Source organism: Streptococcus oralis (assembly GCF_001983955.1).
Taxonomy (GTDB): domain Bacteria; phylum Bacillota; class Bacilli; order Lactobacillales; family Streptococcaceae; genus Streptococcus; species Streptococcus jiangnanensis.
The window spans coordinates 977,123-992,191 of record NZ_CP019562.1 but is presented as its reverse complement, the minus strand read 5'-3'; the positions used below and the strand labels follow the sequence as shown (position 1 = coordinate 992,191).

17 protein-coding genes are annotated in these 15,069 nt (G+C 39.8%); all 17 read left to right on the top strand.

Features of this window, described 5'->3' with window-relative positions; all coding sequences use genetic code 11:
* Positions 1-98: 98 nt before the first annotated feature.
* A complete protein-coding gene (locus tag BWR56_RS04815) occupies positions 99-641 on the top strand; it encodes a ClbS/DfsB family four-helix bundle protein (protein ID WP_049505828.1) in 543 nt (180 codons plus the stop codon).
* A gap of 284 nt (positions 642-925) precedes the next feature.
* A complete protein-coding gene (locus BWR56_RS09935; RefSeq protein WP_049505827.1) occupies positions 926-1,429 on the top strand; it encodes a hypothetical protein in 504 nt (167 codons plus the stop codon).
* Positions 1,430-1,452: 23 nt separating this feature from the next.
* The gene (locus BWR56_RS04805) at positions 1,453-1,803 is read left to right on the top strand and encodes a hypothetical protein (protein ID WP_231110151.1); all 351 of its coding nucleotides are present in this window, start codon (positions 1,453-1,455) and stop codon (positions 1,801-1,803) included.
* 277 nt (positions 1,804-2,080) lie between these two features.
* Positions 2,081-2,398: an Imm40 family immunity protein gene (gene imm40 / locus BWR56_RS04800; protein WP_049505825.1), complete on the top strand. Its 318-nt coding sequence runs from the start codon at positions 2,081-2,083 to the stop codon at positions 2,396-2,398.
* A gap of 39 nt (positions 2,399-2,437) precedes the next feature.
* Positions 2,438-2,758, top strand: a complete 321-nt coding sequence (locus BWR56_RS04795; RefSeq protein ID WP_231110150.1) for an immunity protein Imm33 domain-containing protein — start codon at positions 2,438-2,440, stop codon at positions 2,756-2,758.
* A 246-nt stretch (positions 2,759-3,004) separates the two neighbouring features.
* Positions 3,005-3,697 carry a pyrimidine 5'-nucleotidase PynA gene (gene pynA / locus BWR56_RS04790; protein ID WP_049505824.1) on the top strand — a complete coding sequence of 231 codons (693 nt, stop codon included), beginning with the start codon at positions 3,005-3,007 and terminating at the stop codon, positions 3,695-3,697.
* Positions 3,698-3,720: 23 nt separating this feature from the next.
* Positions 3,721-4,014 carry a hypothetical protein gene (locus BWR56_RS04785; RefSeq protein WP_049505823.1) on the top strand — a complete coding sequence of 98 codons (294 nt, stop codon included), beginning with the start codon at positions 3,721-3,723 and terminating at the stop codon, positions 4,012-4,014.
* 122 nt (positions 4,015-4,136) lie between these two features.
* Positions 4,137-4,892: a DUF4336 domain-containing protein gene (locus BWR56_RS04780; RefSeq protein WP_044020767.1), complete on the top strand. Its 756-nt coding sequence runs from the start codon at positions 4,137-4,139 to the stop codon at positions 4,890-4,892.
* A gap of 11 nt (positions 4,893-4,903) precedes the next feature.
* Positions 4,904-5,557 (top strand): uracil-DNA glycosylase, encoded by a 654-nt coding sequence (locus BWR56_RS04775; protein WP_076984554.1) that lies wholly within the window; start codon positions 4,904-4,906, stop codon positions 5,555-5,557.
* A gap of 9 nt (positions 5,558-5,566) precedes the next feature.
* Positions 5,567-6,031 (top strand): NUDIX hydrolase, encoded by a 465-nt coding sequence (locus tag BWR56_RS04770; protein WP_001135756.1) that lies wholly within the window; start codon positions 5,567-5,569, stop codon positions 6,029-6,031.
* A 12-nt stretch (positions 6,032-6,043) separates the two neighbouring features.
* A complete protein-coding gene (locus BWR56_RS04765) occupies positions 6,044-7,312 on the top strand; it encodes a dihydroorotase (protein WP_076984553.1) in 1,269 nt (422 codons plus the stop codon).
* Between the two features lie 41 nt (positions 7,313-7,353).
* Complete coding sequence (locus tag BWR56_RS04760; protein WP_076984552.1) at positions 7,354-8,694, top strand: MATE family efflux transporter; 1,341 nt, start codon at positions 7,354-7,356, stop codon at positions 8,692-8,694.
* 178 nt (positions 8,695-8,872) lie between these two features.
* Complete coding sequence (locus BWR56_RS04755) at positions 8,873-9,841, top strand: thiamine pyrophosphate-dependent dehydrogenase E1 component subunit alpha (RefSeq protein WP_049505819.1); 969 nt, start codon at positions 8,873-8,875, stop codon at positions 9,839-9,841.
* A 15-nt stretch (positions 9,842-9,856) separates the two neighbouring features.
* A complete protein-coding gene (locus tag BWR56_RS04750) occupies positions 9,857-10,849 on the top strand; it encodes an alpha-ketoacid dehydrogenase subunit beta (protein ID WP_049505818.1) in 993 nt (330 codons plus the stop codon).
* 217 nt (positions 10,850-11,066) lie between these two features.
* Positions 11,067-12,110, top strand: a complete 1,044-nt coding sequence (locus BWR56_RS04745; RefSeq protein WP_049505817.1) for a dihydrolipoamide acetyltransferase — start codon at positions 11,067-11,069, stop codon at positions 12,108-12,110.
* A 45-nt stretch (positions 12,111-12,155) separates the two neighbouring features.
* Positions 12,156-13,859 (top strand): dihydrolipoyl dehydrogenase, encoded by a 1,704-nt coding sequence (lpdA, locus tag BWR56_RS04740; RefSeq protein ID WP_001162881.1) that lies wholly within the window; start codon positions 12,156-12,158, stop codon positions 13,857-13,859.
* 195 nt (positions 13,860-14,054) lie between these two features.
* On the top strand, positions 14,055-15,044 hold the full coding sequence (locus tag BWR56_RS04735) for a lipoate--protein ligase (protein WP_076984551.1): 990 nt from the start codon (positions 14,055-14,057) through the stop codon (positions 15,042-15,044).
* Positions 15,045-15,069: the final 25 nt, after the last annotated feature.

The window sequence follows — 15,069 nt, the reverse complement described above, 5'->3', positions numbered from 1 at the left end:
AAAAGCAGTTGTTCGTAAAATGAAGAACTGCTTTTTGATTATGGTATAATGAAGTAAGAAAATAGCTTATTCTAGTTGAAAATGAAGGGAGAACTCCTATGCCTAGACCGAGAACGAAAGAGGAGCTAGTGTTAGCCTCTAAGGAAAACTATGAAAAACTTAATCTCTTAATTTCTCAGCTAAGTGAAGAGGAGCTACAGACTCCTTTTGATTTTTCAAAAGACCAAAAGAAAAAAGAAGCTCACTGGAATAGAGATAAAAATCTACGGGATGTCCTGGTCCATCTCTATGAATGGCATCAGCTGCTTTTGACCTGGGTACATTCCAATCAAAAGGGTCATGAAAGACCTTTTCTCCCCGAACCTTATAATTGGAAAACTTACGGGGAAATGAATGTCGCTTTTTGGAAGAAGCACCAGAGAACTTCCTTAGAAGAAGCCATTAAACTTCTCGATCAATCACATAGAGAGGTTTTAGAGTTGATGGAAGGCTTCAGTAATGACGAATTGTTCACAAAAGGTATCTATAAATGGACAGGTGGGACAAGTCTAGGCTCCTACTTTGTGAGTGCCACTTCCAGTCACTATGACTGGGCTCTGAAAAAACTCAAAGCTCATCAGAAAAATTGTAAGTCCTACTAGTTAAAGTGAGTATGAAGTTTAGAAAAGGTTCTTCTAAGCTTCGAATAGCTTCATTCTCGTGATTTTAGAGCTATTCTAGCTTTAGAATCCTTCTAAAATTAAAATTTAGGGTTATCATAAACTTAGAATAGCTCTAAAACATTTATTTTATAGTAAATCTAAGTTTAGAATTACAATTATATTAAAGGAATTGGACTGTTCGACGCATAGAATGCCTTTATTCTGTGAAATTTTGATTATAAACTGATTCGAATGGCTTTTTTCTGAAATAGGATGATAGATAAATGGGGGAGATGATGAAGATACAAAAAGAGAGAGTTAGAAAAGAGTTGGTGTCCCTCTGTTTGGGAGAGTTCACAGCCGTCCTATCTATTTGGTTTTGTTTTTTCCTTTTGAAAAATCGGCTTGGTGATGTGAATAGTCTAGTAACCATTCTCTATCCTCTGTCTTTACTGACATTTATTTTGCTTCAAGGTTCAATCTATTGGGCGATTTTGATTAGAAGACTCTCGAAACCTCAGTTCGGAAGTGGAAATGTCCCTAAACTATATGGTGTTCTCAGAATACTAGACCTTGTTTTACTTATTTCAGGCTTTCCTTTTATTGTCTGGTACTCACAGAGTGTTCGAGTGGCTATTATAGCCACACTAATACAGCTTTTTGCCCTTATCGAATGGGTTAATTATTTCCTCCTACGTTTATCCTATAGTCTGAACCCACTTGTTTTATGGAAACGAATTACTAAGGGAAAACTTGAAAAAAGCAGAATAGCCAAGGAGTTGGGGTAGGGGGAATGAATGGAGGAAATATCTTGGATAATACAATTCTACGGACTGAGTGGTTCGATGAAACAGAAAAATTTTGTGAAATAAGACTGGATTGTGAGACAAAATATCTAACAATTTATCAAGTATGCTACATTTTTGAAGAGAAGATGAGCAAGGTATATATTGCTATAGATGAATATATAAAAAATCCTCATCAAATGAAAGAGATTATTTTTGGAGACGATAGTGAGGGGGGAAGTGGGTATTTTAGTTTCTTACTAACTCCTATCAATTTAAAAGAAGAATTAAAAGTTGAAGTAAACATGGAAATTGCTGATAATGAAAACAGCTTACATCGTTGCAAATTCTTTAAAATACTCGATTGGAAAATTTAAAGTATTTCAGAAACAATTTACCTAGAATATTTTCGAAAAACTCTAATAAGGAAATTAAATTGCATCCATATTTTTAGTAGAATTGAAAAATTTAATAAGGTTTTAAAGATAAATATTAAAGAAATTATTTTAAAAGAGACATCATATGAAATAGTTTAATTCAAATTTTGGAGATTATAAATGAGAACTATTGTTTTACAAATACATTATAAAAATATCGAACTGACTCAAGAGTGTCGACTTACTCTCATTGATAGCAAAATAGGAGTCCAATCATATGGAACTAGGTAAATTTAATTTTAAAAATAGAGGTCAGTCGCTAGCAGAATTGGGTGTTGCAAGTTATGCATATACATATCAAGATATGTTGGCCTATATAGACTGGATAGAGTTGAAAAAGTTTATGATTTTTGGTGGCGATGTCTATGTAGAGGGAGATGGGGGACTTGAGTTGACCTATGATAGCTGGTATTACTCTCCTAAAAATAATGATAGCGACTTACTCCAGTCAATTTCTGTAGCAAAAGATTATATCAACCAGTATGTAGATAGCAATGGAAAACATTTATATTTTACAGTAGTTACTTCAGAATAGATGGAATTGATAGTATAATAGCAATTAGAGGTCATAAATATGAGTAAAACAGGAATGGGATTAGGTGCTTCAATAGTGTCTAATAATATTTTAAGAAATAAGGCGAATATAAAATGGATATTCCGAGAGGATTCCGTTGATGAACTAGATAATGGATGGCGTTTTTTTTCCAAAATAGATACTGAAGAGTATCTATCACATTCAGAAAATATGTCAGTATGTGACTGGAGTACAATTGTTGAAATAGAACCTGCGGTATTATCAATTTTTAACATGCCTATTGGAACAGAACTCATACTTATTTACGAAGGTGAGAAGAAGTATTTCTTAGATTCAAATACTGGCGAAAAAATTTTTTAATAGAATTGGTATAGATTTAAGGATATTGAAAAATTAATATAAATCTCTCATTGAAAACCTAGTTTATTATGACACTTTATAATAATTAAAATTTTACTTAAGAATCTGATATATTTTAAATACCCTATCCATCTTTAATAGAACCATAGATAAAACTCTCGAGGATGAATTTCTTAGAGAGTTTTATGTTTAGATATTTTCATTTATGCTATAATGTTCTTAATGGATTTTCAGAAAGGAAACTCAATGTCCTACAAATTTCTACTCTTCGACCTTGACCACACTCTTCTTGATTTTGATGCTGCTGAGGATGTGGCTTTGACGCAACTTCTAAAGGAAGAAGGAGTTGCAGATATTCAAGCCTACAAAGATTATTACGTACCCATGAACAAGGCTCTCTGGAAGGACTTGGAGCAAAAGAAAATCAGTAAACAAGAACTGGTTAACACGCGCTTTTCTCGTTTATTTGCCCATTTTGAACAGGAAAAAGACGGTAGGTTACTTGCCCAGCGTTACCAATTTTACTTAGCCAAACAGGGACAAACACTTTCGGGTGCTCATGAACTCTTGGACAGCCTCATCGAACGTGATTATGACTTGTATGCTGCGACAAATGGCATTACTGCCATTCAGACGGGTCGTCTGGCTCAATCAGGTCTGGCTCCCTATTTCAACCAAGTCTTTATCTCTGAACAGTTGCAAACGCAAAAACCTGATGCACTATTCTATGAAAAAATCGGTCAGCAGATTGCAGGATTTGATAAAGAAAAGACGCTGATGATTGGAGATTCCTTAACCGCCGACATTCAAGGTGGAAATAATGCTGGCATAGATACCATCTGGTACAACCCACATCACCTCGAAAATCACACACAAGCCCAACCAACTTATGAAGTTCATTCTTACCAAGACTTGCTGGATTGTTTAGATGCTTTGTAGTGATTTCCCTAAGAGGTGTTGATATGGAAATTAAAGTCATTGAAGAGATTGATAACTTACTAAATCTCATCGAGCAGTATCAGTTAAAAGGTGTGGTTGCCCAAGTAAATTCTTTAAAAGAGTTAAAGTATATCATAAGCAATCATATAGAGTTAAGTACTCGAGAGAAGATGAATATCCACTGTTCACTCTTTCTCCCTAGGGGTGGTTTATCTGAACTCTACTATATGGACGCTAATCTTGAACGGATGATGTCTGTAAATAATCAACTTTCCTATGCTATTGATACAATCGAAAAGTTTTTAATGGCTGATTGATACTGTGAATACTAATGTCAAATAATAGGGTCAATAACAGTATATATAAGAACTGTAAAAAGTGGTTTAGATAGCCACTTTTTGCTATAATAGAGGCAGTAAAAATAAAGGAATGGTAAACGATGTCAAGACCAGAACTTTCTCTTTATGAACCATTGTATACACTAAAGGAAGTTGATCAAAATATCTGGATAGCAGATGGTGACTTGATACAAATGGACTTGAAGGTCTTCAAACTTCCTTTTCAGACACGTATGACAGTGATAAAGTTAAACGATGGAAAACTCTGGATTCATTCTCCTATTGCGCCAAATGAGGAGCTCTTTACTGAACTGGACGCTTTGGGCAAAGTCGCTTACCTAATTTCACCCAATAAGATTCACTACGCCTATATTGCAGATTGGAAAAAAAGATATCCTTATGCACAAGCATGGTCTAGTCCAGGAGTTGAAGAGAGAGCAAAAAGTCAGAATGTCATGGTGGAATTTGATGCTCCTTTAACTGATAAGGCACCTGACTTATGGTCTGATGAGATTGATCAACTTATTTTTAAGGGAAGTTCTGTCATCGAAGAGGTCGTGTTTTTTCATAAATCGACTAAAACACTCATTGTAACGGACCTTATAGAGAATTTTGAACCAGAAAAGATAGCTAGTCCAATCCGAAGAAAAATTTATCGTTTAGCCCGTGTAACAGCCCCTGATGGGCAAACTCCTATCGATTATAGGATGACTTTTTTTAGAAGACAAATAGAGGCAAAGGTTTCCTTTTCCCGTATGTTAAACTGGAAACCGGACAAGATCATTCTTGCACATGGTTTATGCTTTTTTAAAAATGGTACGGATGAATTAAGACGTGCTTTTAGATGGATACGATAAAGGAGAGAAAGATGCAACACTCATCATGGCATGCTTTGATTAAGGAGCAATTACCTGAAGGTTATTTTGGGAAAATCAATCAATTTATGGAACAGATCTATGCTCAGGGAACTGTTTATCCACCTAAGGAAAAAGTTTTTCAGGCTCTCTTGACTACACCGCTTGAGGAAGTGAAGGTGGTGATTCTAGGGCAAGACCCCTATCACGGGCCAGGTCAAGCGCAGGGTTTGAGTTTTTCTGTACCCGATGCTATCCCAGATCCGCCGTCCTTGCAAAATATCTTGAAAGAATTGTCGGATGACATCGGAGCTAAGAAATCCCATGATTTGACAGCTTGGGCTGAGCAAGGAGTCTTGCTTCTCAATGCTTGCTTGACGGTTCCTGCTGGGCAAGCCAATGGTCATTCTGGGCTAATATGGGAGCCCTTTACTGATGCTGTGATTCGAGTTGTTAATAATCTGGATAGATCAGTAGTCTTTGTGCTCTGGGGTGCTTATGCACGCAAGAAGAAGACCTTGGTTACCAATCCTCACCACTTGATTATCGAATCAGCCCATCCTAGTCCGTTATCGGTTTATAGAGGATTTTGGGGTTCCAAGCCTTTTTCCAAGGCTAATGCATTCTTAAAAGAGACAGGACAAGAGCCAATCGATTGGCTTAGATAAGGAGATAATATGCCTCAGTTAGCGACGATTTGCTACATTGATAACGGAAAAGAACTACTCATGCTCCATCGCAATAAGAAGCCCAATGATGTCCATGCTGGTAAATGGATTGGTGTGGGTGGTAAGCTAGAGAGGGGAGAGACGCCTCAGGAATGCGCGGCACGTGAAATCCTCGAAGAAACAGGTCTCAAAGCCAAGCCTGTGTTAAAAGGCGTTATCACTTTTCCTGAGTTCACGCCTGATTTAGACTGGTACACCTATGTTTTTAAGGTAACGGAGTTTGAGGGGGACTTGATTGACTGCAACGAGGGAACATTAGAATGGGTTCCCTATGATGAAGTCTTGAGCAAGCCGACTTGGGAAGGTGATCACACCTTTGTTGAGTGGCTTTTAGAGGACAAACCCTTCTTTTCAGCCAAGTTTGTTTACGATGGGGATAAATTATTGGATACCCAAGTTGATTTCTATGAATAAAGGAGAAAGCAGATGCTACTTATCAAAAATGGTCGTGTAATGGATCCCAAGTCTGGTTTGGATCAAGTGTGTGATGTTTTGGTCCAAGACGGAAAAATTGTCAAAATTGCGCCCGAAATCAAGGAAGAAGGAGCAGAAGTGATTGACGCTACGGGTCTTGTGGTAGCTCCTGGACTGGTTGATATCCATGTTCATTTCCGTGAACCTGGTCAAACCCACAAGGAGGACATCCATACTGGGGCCCTAGCAGCCGCTGCAGGTGGCTTTACAACCGTTGTTATGATGGCTAATACTAGTCCAACCATTTCGGATGTAGAGACTCTTCAAGAAGTTCTCCAGTCAGCTGCCAAGGAAAAGATTAACGTCAAGACAGTTGCGACCATTACTAAGAACTTTAATGGCCAAGACTTGACAGACTTTAAGGCGCTTTTAGAAGCAGGTGCGGTTGGTTTTTCTGATGACGGTATTCCGCTTGAGAGCAGTAAAGTGGTCAAGGAAGCCATGGAAGAAGCTAAAAAACTTAATACTTTTATTAGTCTTCATGAGGAAGATCCTGGTTTGAATGGGATTCTTGGATTTAACGAAAACATCGCTAAGGAACATTTTCATATCTGTGGAGCGACTGGGGTTGCTGAGTACGCTATGATTGCGCGTGATGTTATGATTGCCTATGCAACAAAGGCCCATGTGCACATTCAGCATTTGTCTAAGGAAGAAAGTGTCAAGGTAGTGGAGTTTGCTCAGGGATTAGGGGCGCAGGTCACAGCAGAAGTAGCGCCACAGCATTTCTCTAAGACAGAAGCTCTTCTTTTAACTCAAGGAAGCAATGCCAAAATGAATCCTCCACTTCGTTTGGAGTCAGACCGTCGTGCCGTTATCGAAGGTCTCAAGTCAGGTGTTATCACAGTTATCGCAACGGACCACGCTCCTCACCATGCAGATGAGAAAAATGTAGAAGATATCACCAAAGCACCATCTGGTATGACCGGTTTGGAAACCTCTCTTTCTCTTGGTTTGACTTATTTGGTGGAAGCTGGTGAGTTGAGCTTGATGGAATTGCTAGAAAAAATGACTGTTAATCCAGCCAAGCTTTACAACTTTGAAGCAGGTTATTTGGCTGAGAATGGTCCAGCGGACATCACTATCTTTGATGCCAAGGCTGATCGTACTGTTGGTCCAAACTTTGCTTCAAAATCAGCTAATTCTCCATTTATCGGTGAAACTTTAAAAGGGCAAGTTAAATATACCATCTGTAAGGGACAAATCGTCTACAAAAAATAGATGGGATTCTGCTCTATAAACTATAAGAATAGAGAGCGTATATGTATCCAACCCATCAATTTAAAGACAAGTTTGTCTTATTTCTTAAGATATTTTTCCCTATTCTGATCTATCAATTTGCCAATTATTCTGCCTCTTTTGTTGATACAACTATGACTGGGCAGTACAATACCATGGACTTGGCAGGAGTATCAACTGCAACGAGTCTATGGAATCCTTTCTTTACTTTTTTAACAGGGATTGTTTCGGCCATGGTTCCCATCATCGGCCATCATCTGGGACGGGGTAAAAAGGAAGAAGTAGCATCTGACTTTTACCAATTTATCTACTTGGCTTTCGGACTGTCTTTGGTCTTGCTTGGAATGGTAGTATTCTTAGCGCCACCTGTCTTAAACAACATCGGACTAGAAGCTCAAGTAGCTTCAGTTGCAGTTTCTTATCTTTGGTACCTTTCTATCGGGATTATTCCCTTGTTGCTTTTTAGTGTCATTCGGTCTTTGTTAGATTCTCTTGGATTGACCAAACTATCTATGTATCTCATGCTCCTATTACTTCCGCTCAATAGTGGTTTTAACTATCTCTTGATATATGGAGCATTCGGTTTCCCTGAGCTTGGTGGCGCAGGAGCAGGACTAGGAACTTCACTAGCCTATTGGGTTTTATTGGGGATTTCTATTCTTGTTTTATTCAAACAAGAAAGGTTAAAAGCGTTACATCTTGAAAAACGCATTCCACTAAATATAGATAAAATCAAGGAAGGTGTTCGATTAGGTCTACCAATCGGGGGAACCGTCTTTGCTGAAGTAGCTATCTTTTCTGTGGTTGGCTTGATCATGGCTAAGTTTTCATCGCTCATCATCGCCAGTCACCAGTCAGCTATGAATTTTTCGAGTCTCATGTATGCTTTTCCTATGAGTATTTCCTCTGCTATGGCTATTGTTGTGTCTTACGAGGTGGGGGCTAAACGTTTTGAGGATGCAAAAACCTATGCTCGTCTGGGAAGAGTAACCGCCCTTATTTTTGCAGGTCTTACCCTATCTTTTCTCTACATTTTTAGAGATCGTGTAGCAAGTCTATATGGAAATGACCCTCACTTCATTGAAACCACGGCTGTTTTCCTGACATACAGTCTCTTTTTCCAGCTAGCTGATACCTTTGCGGCTCCGCTCCAAGGAATTTTAAGAGGGTATAAGGACACTATCGTTCCTTTCTATCTTGGTCTAATCGGATATTGGGGAGTAGCGATACCTCTAGGATATCTACTAGATCAATCAACTGACTTAGGGGCATTTGCCTACTGGATTGGGTTAATTGCCAGCTTGATTGTTTCTGGTTGTTTGTATCAATGGCGTTTGAAAACCGTAATGAAAAGATTGAGCTAATTTTAAGAAATTATCCTGAAAAACAACTTTGTGAAAAAATGCTCTAACTAGAGAGAATCCCTGTTTTAACAGGGGTTTATTTTTTTATATTGTGAAATTTTATTAGCCATATACTTTGACAGTGTATACTAAAAAGGGTAAAATAGTAAGGTAAGTACAAAGTTAGAAAGGCAAGATTATGTCAACTTTAGATAAGAATCTTTTGCTAGAGATGTTCCGTAAGATGGAAGAAATCCGTCGCATGGACTTAAAAATCGCTCAGTTAGTGAAAAAGGGGAAAGTTCCCGGTATGACTCACTTTTCTGTCGGAGAGGAAGCTGCTAACGTCGGAGCGATGCTGGCTCTTAATCCAGATGATCTGATTACCTCAAATCACCGTGGACATGGGCAAGCTATTGCTAAGGGGATTGACCTTAACGGAATGATGGCTGAAATCCTTGGAAAATACACTGGAACCTGTAAAGGAAAAGGTGGTTCTATGCACATCGCCGACTTAGATGCGGGTAACCTTGGTGCCAATGGTATCGTAGGTGGTGGTATGGGAATCGCTGTTGGCGCAGCCCTCAGTCAGCAAATGCAAAACACTGGAAAAATCGTCGTCTGCTTCTTTGGAGATGGCGCGACCAACGAAGGTGTTTTCCACGAAGCAGTGAACATGGCTTCTATTTGGAAACTTCCTGTTATTTTCTACTGCATTAACAACGGTTATGGGATTTCTGCGGATATCAAGAAAATGACCAATGTGGAGCATATCCATCAACGTAGTGCGGCATATGGAATTCCTGGAATGTTTATAGAAGATGGCAACAATGTCATCGATGTTTATGAAGGATTTAAGAAAGCCGTAGACCATGTTCGTGGCGGCAATGGCCCAGTTTTGATCGAAAGTATCACTTATCGCTGGCTTGGTCACTCATCATCTGACCCTGGTAAATATCGTACCCGTGAAGAAGTGGAATTGTGGAAACAAAAAGACCCAATTGAAAACCTCCGCAATTACCTTATTGAAAATAACATTGCTAGCGCTGAAGAATTGGAAAAAATTCAAGCACAAGTCAAGGAAGCAGTAGAAGCTTCTGTTAAATTTGCAGAAGAAAGCCCATTCCCACCGCTTGAATCAGCCTTTGAAGATATTTACGCAGACTAAGGAGAAAGAGATAAAATGGAAACAAAAACAATGTCTTTCCGTGACACCATTATCCTTGCTATGTCTGAGGAAATGCGTCGCGATGAAAATGTATTCTTGATGGGAGAAGACGTCGGTATCTTCGGAGGAGACTTCGGAACTTCTGTTGGAATGCTCGAAGAATTTGGTCCAGAACGTGTCCGTGACTGTCCGATTTCTGAAGCTGCCATCTCGGGGGCAGCAGCAGGAGCAGCCATGACAGGACTTCGTCCAATTGTCGATATGACCTTCATGGACTTCTCTGTTATTGCCATGGACAATATCGTCAACCAAGCTGCTAAAACACGTTATATGTTTGGTGGTAAAGGTCAGGTTCCAATGACTGTCCGATGTGCAGCTGGTAACGGAGTTGGTTCTGCGGCTCAGCACTCGCAATCACTAGAGTCTTGGTTTACTCACATTCCTGGACTTAAGGTTGTAGCTCCAGGTACACCTGCGGATATGAAAGGGCTGCTCAAGTCTTCTATCCGTGATAACAACCCAGTTATCATTCTTGAATACAAGTCAGAATTTAATCAAAAAGGGGAAGTGCCAGTTGATCCAGAATACACAATCCCACTTGGAGTTGGCGAAATCAAACGCGAAGGAACAGATGTAACAGTCGTTACTTATGGTAAAATGCTTCGCCGTGTGGTTCAAGCTGCTGAAGAATTAGCAGAAGAGGGAATTTCAGTTGAAATTGTGGACCCACGTACCCTCGTTCCACTTGATAAGGATATCATCATTAACTCAGTGAAGAAGACTGGTAAGGTCGTTCTGGTCAACGACGCCCACAAAACAAGTGGCTATATCGGAGAGATTTCAGCTATTATTTCAGAATCAGAAGCATTTGATTATCTAGATGCGCCAATCCGCCGTTGCGCCGGAGAAGATGTGCCAATGCCTTACGCGCAAAACCTTGAAAATGCAATGATTCCAACAGTTGAAAGCATCAAAGATGCCATCCGTAAGACATATAACAAAGAATAATACATAATATAAGTTATGTAAATAAAATAAAAAAGACGAGAAACTTTGTATCTTTTAGGTGCAGAACTCTTTTCGTCCTTGATATTATAGATTAGAGCACGGGCTAAAAGCTCGGAAAAAAGATAAATCTCCTTGACTTCATCGAAGTCTGCGTTGATTTCCTATTTTTCGGTCGCTTTTAAACGCCCTTTGCATCATAAATAGAATTGGAGAGGTCATGGCTGATGACAAGCTAAGAGCGACTCCTGCGGCTAGAAAGTTAGCGGATGATCTAGGGATCAACCTCTACGACGTTTCTGGCTCAGGTGCAAACGGTCGTGTCCACAAAGAAGACGTGGAAACTTATAAAGACACAAATGTGGTTCGCATTTCGCCACTTGCAAAACGAATTGCCCTTGAACATAACATTGCTTGGCAGGAAATCCAAGGAACAGGTCACCGTGGTAAAATCATGAAGAAGGACGTTTTGGCCTTACTTCCTGAAAATATCGAAAACGACACCATCAAGTCTCCTGCTCAAATCGAGAAAGTGGAAGAAGTTCCAGACAATATCACTCCTTATGGTGAGATTGAGCGTATTCCAATGACACCAATGCGTAAGGTTATCGCGCAACGTATGGTTGAATCTTACCTAACTGCGCCAACTTTCACACTCAACTATGAAGTTGATATGACTGAAATGCTGGCCCTTCGTAAGAAGGTTCTTGAGCCAATTATGGAAGCGACTGGTAAGAAGACTACTGTAACAGACCTTCTTTCACTCGCTGTTGTGAAAACATTGATGAAACACCCATACATCAACGCTTCATTGACAGAAGACGGCAAGACCATTATCACTCATAACTATGTCAACCTTGCGATGGCGGTTGGTATGGATAATGGATTGATGACACCTGTTGTCTATAATGCTGAAAAAATGAGCTTGTCAGAGTTGGTCGTAGCCTTTAAGGATGTGATTGGTCGTACCTTGGACGGTAAATTGGCTCCAAGCGAACTGCAAAATTCAACCTTCACAATCAGTAACTTGGGAATGTTTGGCGTTCAGTCCTTCGGTCCGATTATTAACCAACCAAACTCAGCTATCCTCGGGGTTAGCTCAACAGTTGAGAAACCTGTAGTTGTCAATGGTGAGATTGTTATTCGTCCTATCATGAGCCTGGGGTTAACTATTGACCACCGTGTCGTAGATGGTATGGCTGGTGCTAAGTTTATGAAAGACTTGAAAGCCTTAATTGAGAACCCAATCTCAATGTTGGTTTAAAAATACAGTATTTATTTTTAGAGATATAGATAAAGGAAGTAAGACATGGCCTTAGAAGTAATTATGCCAAAAGCCGGCGTGGATATGACAGAAGGACAAATCGTCCAATGGAATAAGAAAGTCGGAGAATTTGTAAAAGAAGGAGAAATCCTTTTGGAAATCATGACTGACAAAGTCAGCATGGAATTGGAAGCCGAAGAAGATGGGTACTTGATTGCCATCCTCAAAGGAGATGGTGAAACTGTTCCTGTAACGGAAGTTATCGGTTACCTAGGGGAAGAAGGGGAAAACATCCCAACAGCTGGAGCAGCTGCACCAGAATCAAAACCTGCGCCTGCAGCTAGTGCTTCAAACGACGATGGTAAGAGCGATGATGCCTTTGATATCGTTGTGATTGGTGGAGGTCCTGCTGGTTATGTGGCGGCGATTAAAGCTGCTCAACTTGGTGGTAAGGTTGCCCTTGTTGAAAAATCTGAACTCGGTGGAACGTGCTTGAACCGTGGATGTATCCCAACTAAAACCTACCTTCACAACGCTGAAATCATCGAAAACATTGGCCATGCAGCAAACCGTGGTATCGTCATCGAAAATCCAAACTTCACTGTAGATATGGATAAACTCCTTGAAACCAAATCTAAGGTTGTCAATACTTTGGTTGGCGGAGTTGCAGGTCTTCTTCGTAGCTACGGAGTTACTGTACATAAGGGAATTGGTACCATCACTAAAGACAAGAATGTCTTGGTAAATGGTTCGGAATTGCTTGAAACCAAGAAAATCATCCTTGCTGGTGGTTCAAAAGTCAGCAAGATCAACGTACCTGGTATGGAATCTCCACTTGTGATGACCAGCGATGATATTCTTGAAATGAACGAAGTTCCAGAAAGCCTCGTAATCATCGGTGGTGGAGTTGTCGGTATCGAACTCGGTCAGGCCTTTATGACATTTGGGTCAAAAGTAACTGTTATCGAAATGATGGACCGTATCGTTCCAGCTATGGATGCGGAAGTTTCTAAGAACCTTCGCTTGATCCTTGAGCGTAAAGGAATGACCATCTTAACAGGTACAAAACTGCAAGAAATCATCGAGGAAAATGGTCAACTTCGTATCAAGGTTGAAGGAAAAGATGATATCATCGCAAGCAAAGCGCTCCTTTCAATTGGTCGTGTGCCAGATCTTGAAGGAATTGGTGATGTTGAGTTTGAATTGGATCGTGGTCGCATCAAGGTTAACGAATACATGGAAACTTCTGTTCCAGGTATCTACGCACCAGGTGACATTAACGGTACTAAGATGTTAGCGCACGCAGCCTTCCGTATGGGTGAAGTTGCCGCTGAAAATGCCCTTAAAGGAAACCATGCTGTTGCCAAATTGAACTTGACTCCAGCAGCTATCTACACTCTTCCTGAAGTAGCAGCAGTAGGTTTGACTGAAGAACAAGCACGTGAGAAATATGATGTAGCCATCGGTAAATTCAACTTTGCTGCCAACGGTCGTGCCATTGCATCTGATGCTGCCCAAGGTTTCGTAAAAGTTATTGCAGATAAAAAATACGGGGAAATCCTTGGTGTGCACATCATTGGTCCTGCAGCCGCAGAATTGATCAACGAAGCGTCAAGCATTATCGAAATGGAAATCACTGTTGAAGAAATGCTGAAGACCATCCACGGACACCCAACCTACTCTGAAGTAATGTACGAAGCATTTGCGGATGTTTTAGGAATGGCTATCCATTCACCTAAGAAAAAATAAATAAGATTTTCAACTAAATTTTCTTAAAGTAGTACGGACGGCAGCGACCTCTATTAGAGTTCCATGCCTAAAAATTGAGCCTCTTGTCTCAATTTTTCCGAGAAATGTAACGATAACACGTTACATTTCTTTTTACCACTTTAGAAAATTGGATTGCTATGAACAGAATTTAAAAACTAAATTTTTGGAAATACTATGAAATATATTATCAATCATTCAAACGACACTGCTTTTAATATCGCCTTGGAAGAATATGCCTTTAAACACCTTTTAGATGAGGATCAAATTTTCCTACTTTGGATTAACAAACCTTCTATCATTGTTGGTCGTCACCAGAATACTATCGAAGAAATCAACCGTGATTATGTTCGAGATCATGGTATTGAGGTAGTACGCCGTATCAGTGGTGGTGGAGCTGTTTATCACGATTTAAACAACCTCAACTACACCATCATTTCAAAAGAAGATGAAAACAAGGCCTTTGACTTCAAGAGCTTCTCAACTCCAGTTATCAATACCTTGGCTCAACTAGGCGTTAAAGCTGAGTTCACAGGCCGTAATGACCTTGAGATTGACGGTAAGAAATTCTGTGGCAATGCCCAAGCCTATATCAATGGGCGTATCATGCACCACGGTTGTTTGCTCTTTGACGTTGATTTGTCAGTCCTTGCTAACGCCCTCAAGGTTTCAAAAGATAAATTTGAATCAAAAGGTGTGAAATCTGTCCGTGCCCGTGTAACCAATATTGTCAATGAATTACCAGAAAAAATAACAGTTGAAGAATTCCGTGATTTGCTATTGGAATACATGAAAAAAGAGTACCCAGAGATGACTGAATACGTTTTTTCTGGAGAAGAATTGGCGGAAATCAATCGCATCAAGGATACCAAGTTTGGCACTTGGGACTGGAACTACGGCAAATCACCTGAATTTAACGTCCGTCGTGGAACAAAATTCACCAGTGGTAAGGTTGAAGTTTTTGCCAACGTCATTGAATCAAAAATCCAAGATATCAAGATTTACGGTGACTTCTTTGGTATCGAGGACGTTGCAGCTGTAGAAGATGTCCTTCGTGGAGTGAAATACGAACGTGAAGATGTCCTTAAAGCTTTAGAAACTATTGACATCACACGCTACTTTGCTGGTATTAGTCGTGAAGAAATCGCTGAAGCAGTAGTAGAATAAATCAAAAAGAAGTTGCTTGTTTTAG

Coding starts and splice junctions, on each gene's coding strand:
- BWR56_RS04815 (WP_049505828.1), top strand. CDS start 99: ATGCCTAGACCGAGAACGAAAGAGGAGCTAGTGTTAGCCTCTAAGGAA.
- BWR56_RS09935 (WP_049505827.1), top strand. CDS start 926: ATGGGGGAGATGATGAAGATACAAAAAGAGAGAGTTAGAAAAGAGTTG.
- imm40 (WP_049505825.1), top strand. CDS start 2,081: ATGGAACTAGGTAAATTTAATTTTAAAAATAGAGGTCAGTCGCTAGCA.
- BWR56_RS04795 (WP_231110150.1), top strand. CDS start 2,438: ATGAGTAAAACAGGAATGGGATTAGGTGCTTCAATAGTGTCTAATAAT.
- pynA (WP_049505824.1), top strand. CDS start 3,005: ATGTCCTACAAATTTCTACTCTTCGACCTTGACCACACTCTTCTTGAT.
- BWR56_RS04785 (WP_049505823.1), top strand. CDS start 3,721: ATGGAAATTAAAGTCATTGAAGAGATTGATAACTTACTAAATCTCATC.
- BWR56_RS04780 (WP_044020767.1), top strand. CDS start 4,137: ATGTCAAGACCAGAACTTTCTCTTTATGAACCATTGTATACACTAAAG.
- BWR56_RS04775 (WP_076984554.1), top strand. CDS start 4,904: ATGCAACACTCATCATGGCATGCTTTGATTAAGGAGCAATTACCTGAA.
- BWR56_RS04770 (WP_001135756.1), top strand. CDS start 5,567: ATGCCTCAGTTAGCGACGATTTGCTACATTGATAACGGAAAAGAACTA.
- BWR56_RS04765 (WP_076984553.1), top strand. CDS start 6,044: ATGCTACTTATCAAAAATGGTCGTGTAATGGATCCCAAGTCTGGTTTG.
- BWR56_RS04760 (WP_076984552.1), top strand. CDS start 7,354: ATGTATCCAACCCATCAATTTAAAGACAAGTTTGTCTTATTTCTTAAG.
- BWR56_RS04755 (WP_049505819.1), top strand. CDS start 8,873: ATGTCAACTTTAGATAAGAATCTTTTGCTAGAGATGTTCCGTAAGATG.
- BWR56_RS04750 (WP_049505818.1), top strand. CDS start 9,857: ATGGAAACAAAAACAATGTCTTTCCGTGACACCATTATCCTTGCTATG.
- BWR56_RS04745 (WP_049505817.1), top strand. CDS start 11,067: ATGGCTGATGACAAGCTAAGAGCGACTCCTGCGGCTAGAAAGTTAGCG.
- lpdA (WP_001162881.1), top strand. CDS start 12,156: ATGGCCTTAGAAGTAATTATGCCAAAAGCCGGCGTGGATATGACAGAA.
- BWR56_RS04735 (WP_076984551.1), top strand. CDS start 14,055: ATGAAATATATTATCAATCATTCAAACGACACTGCTTTTAATATCGCC.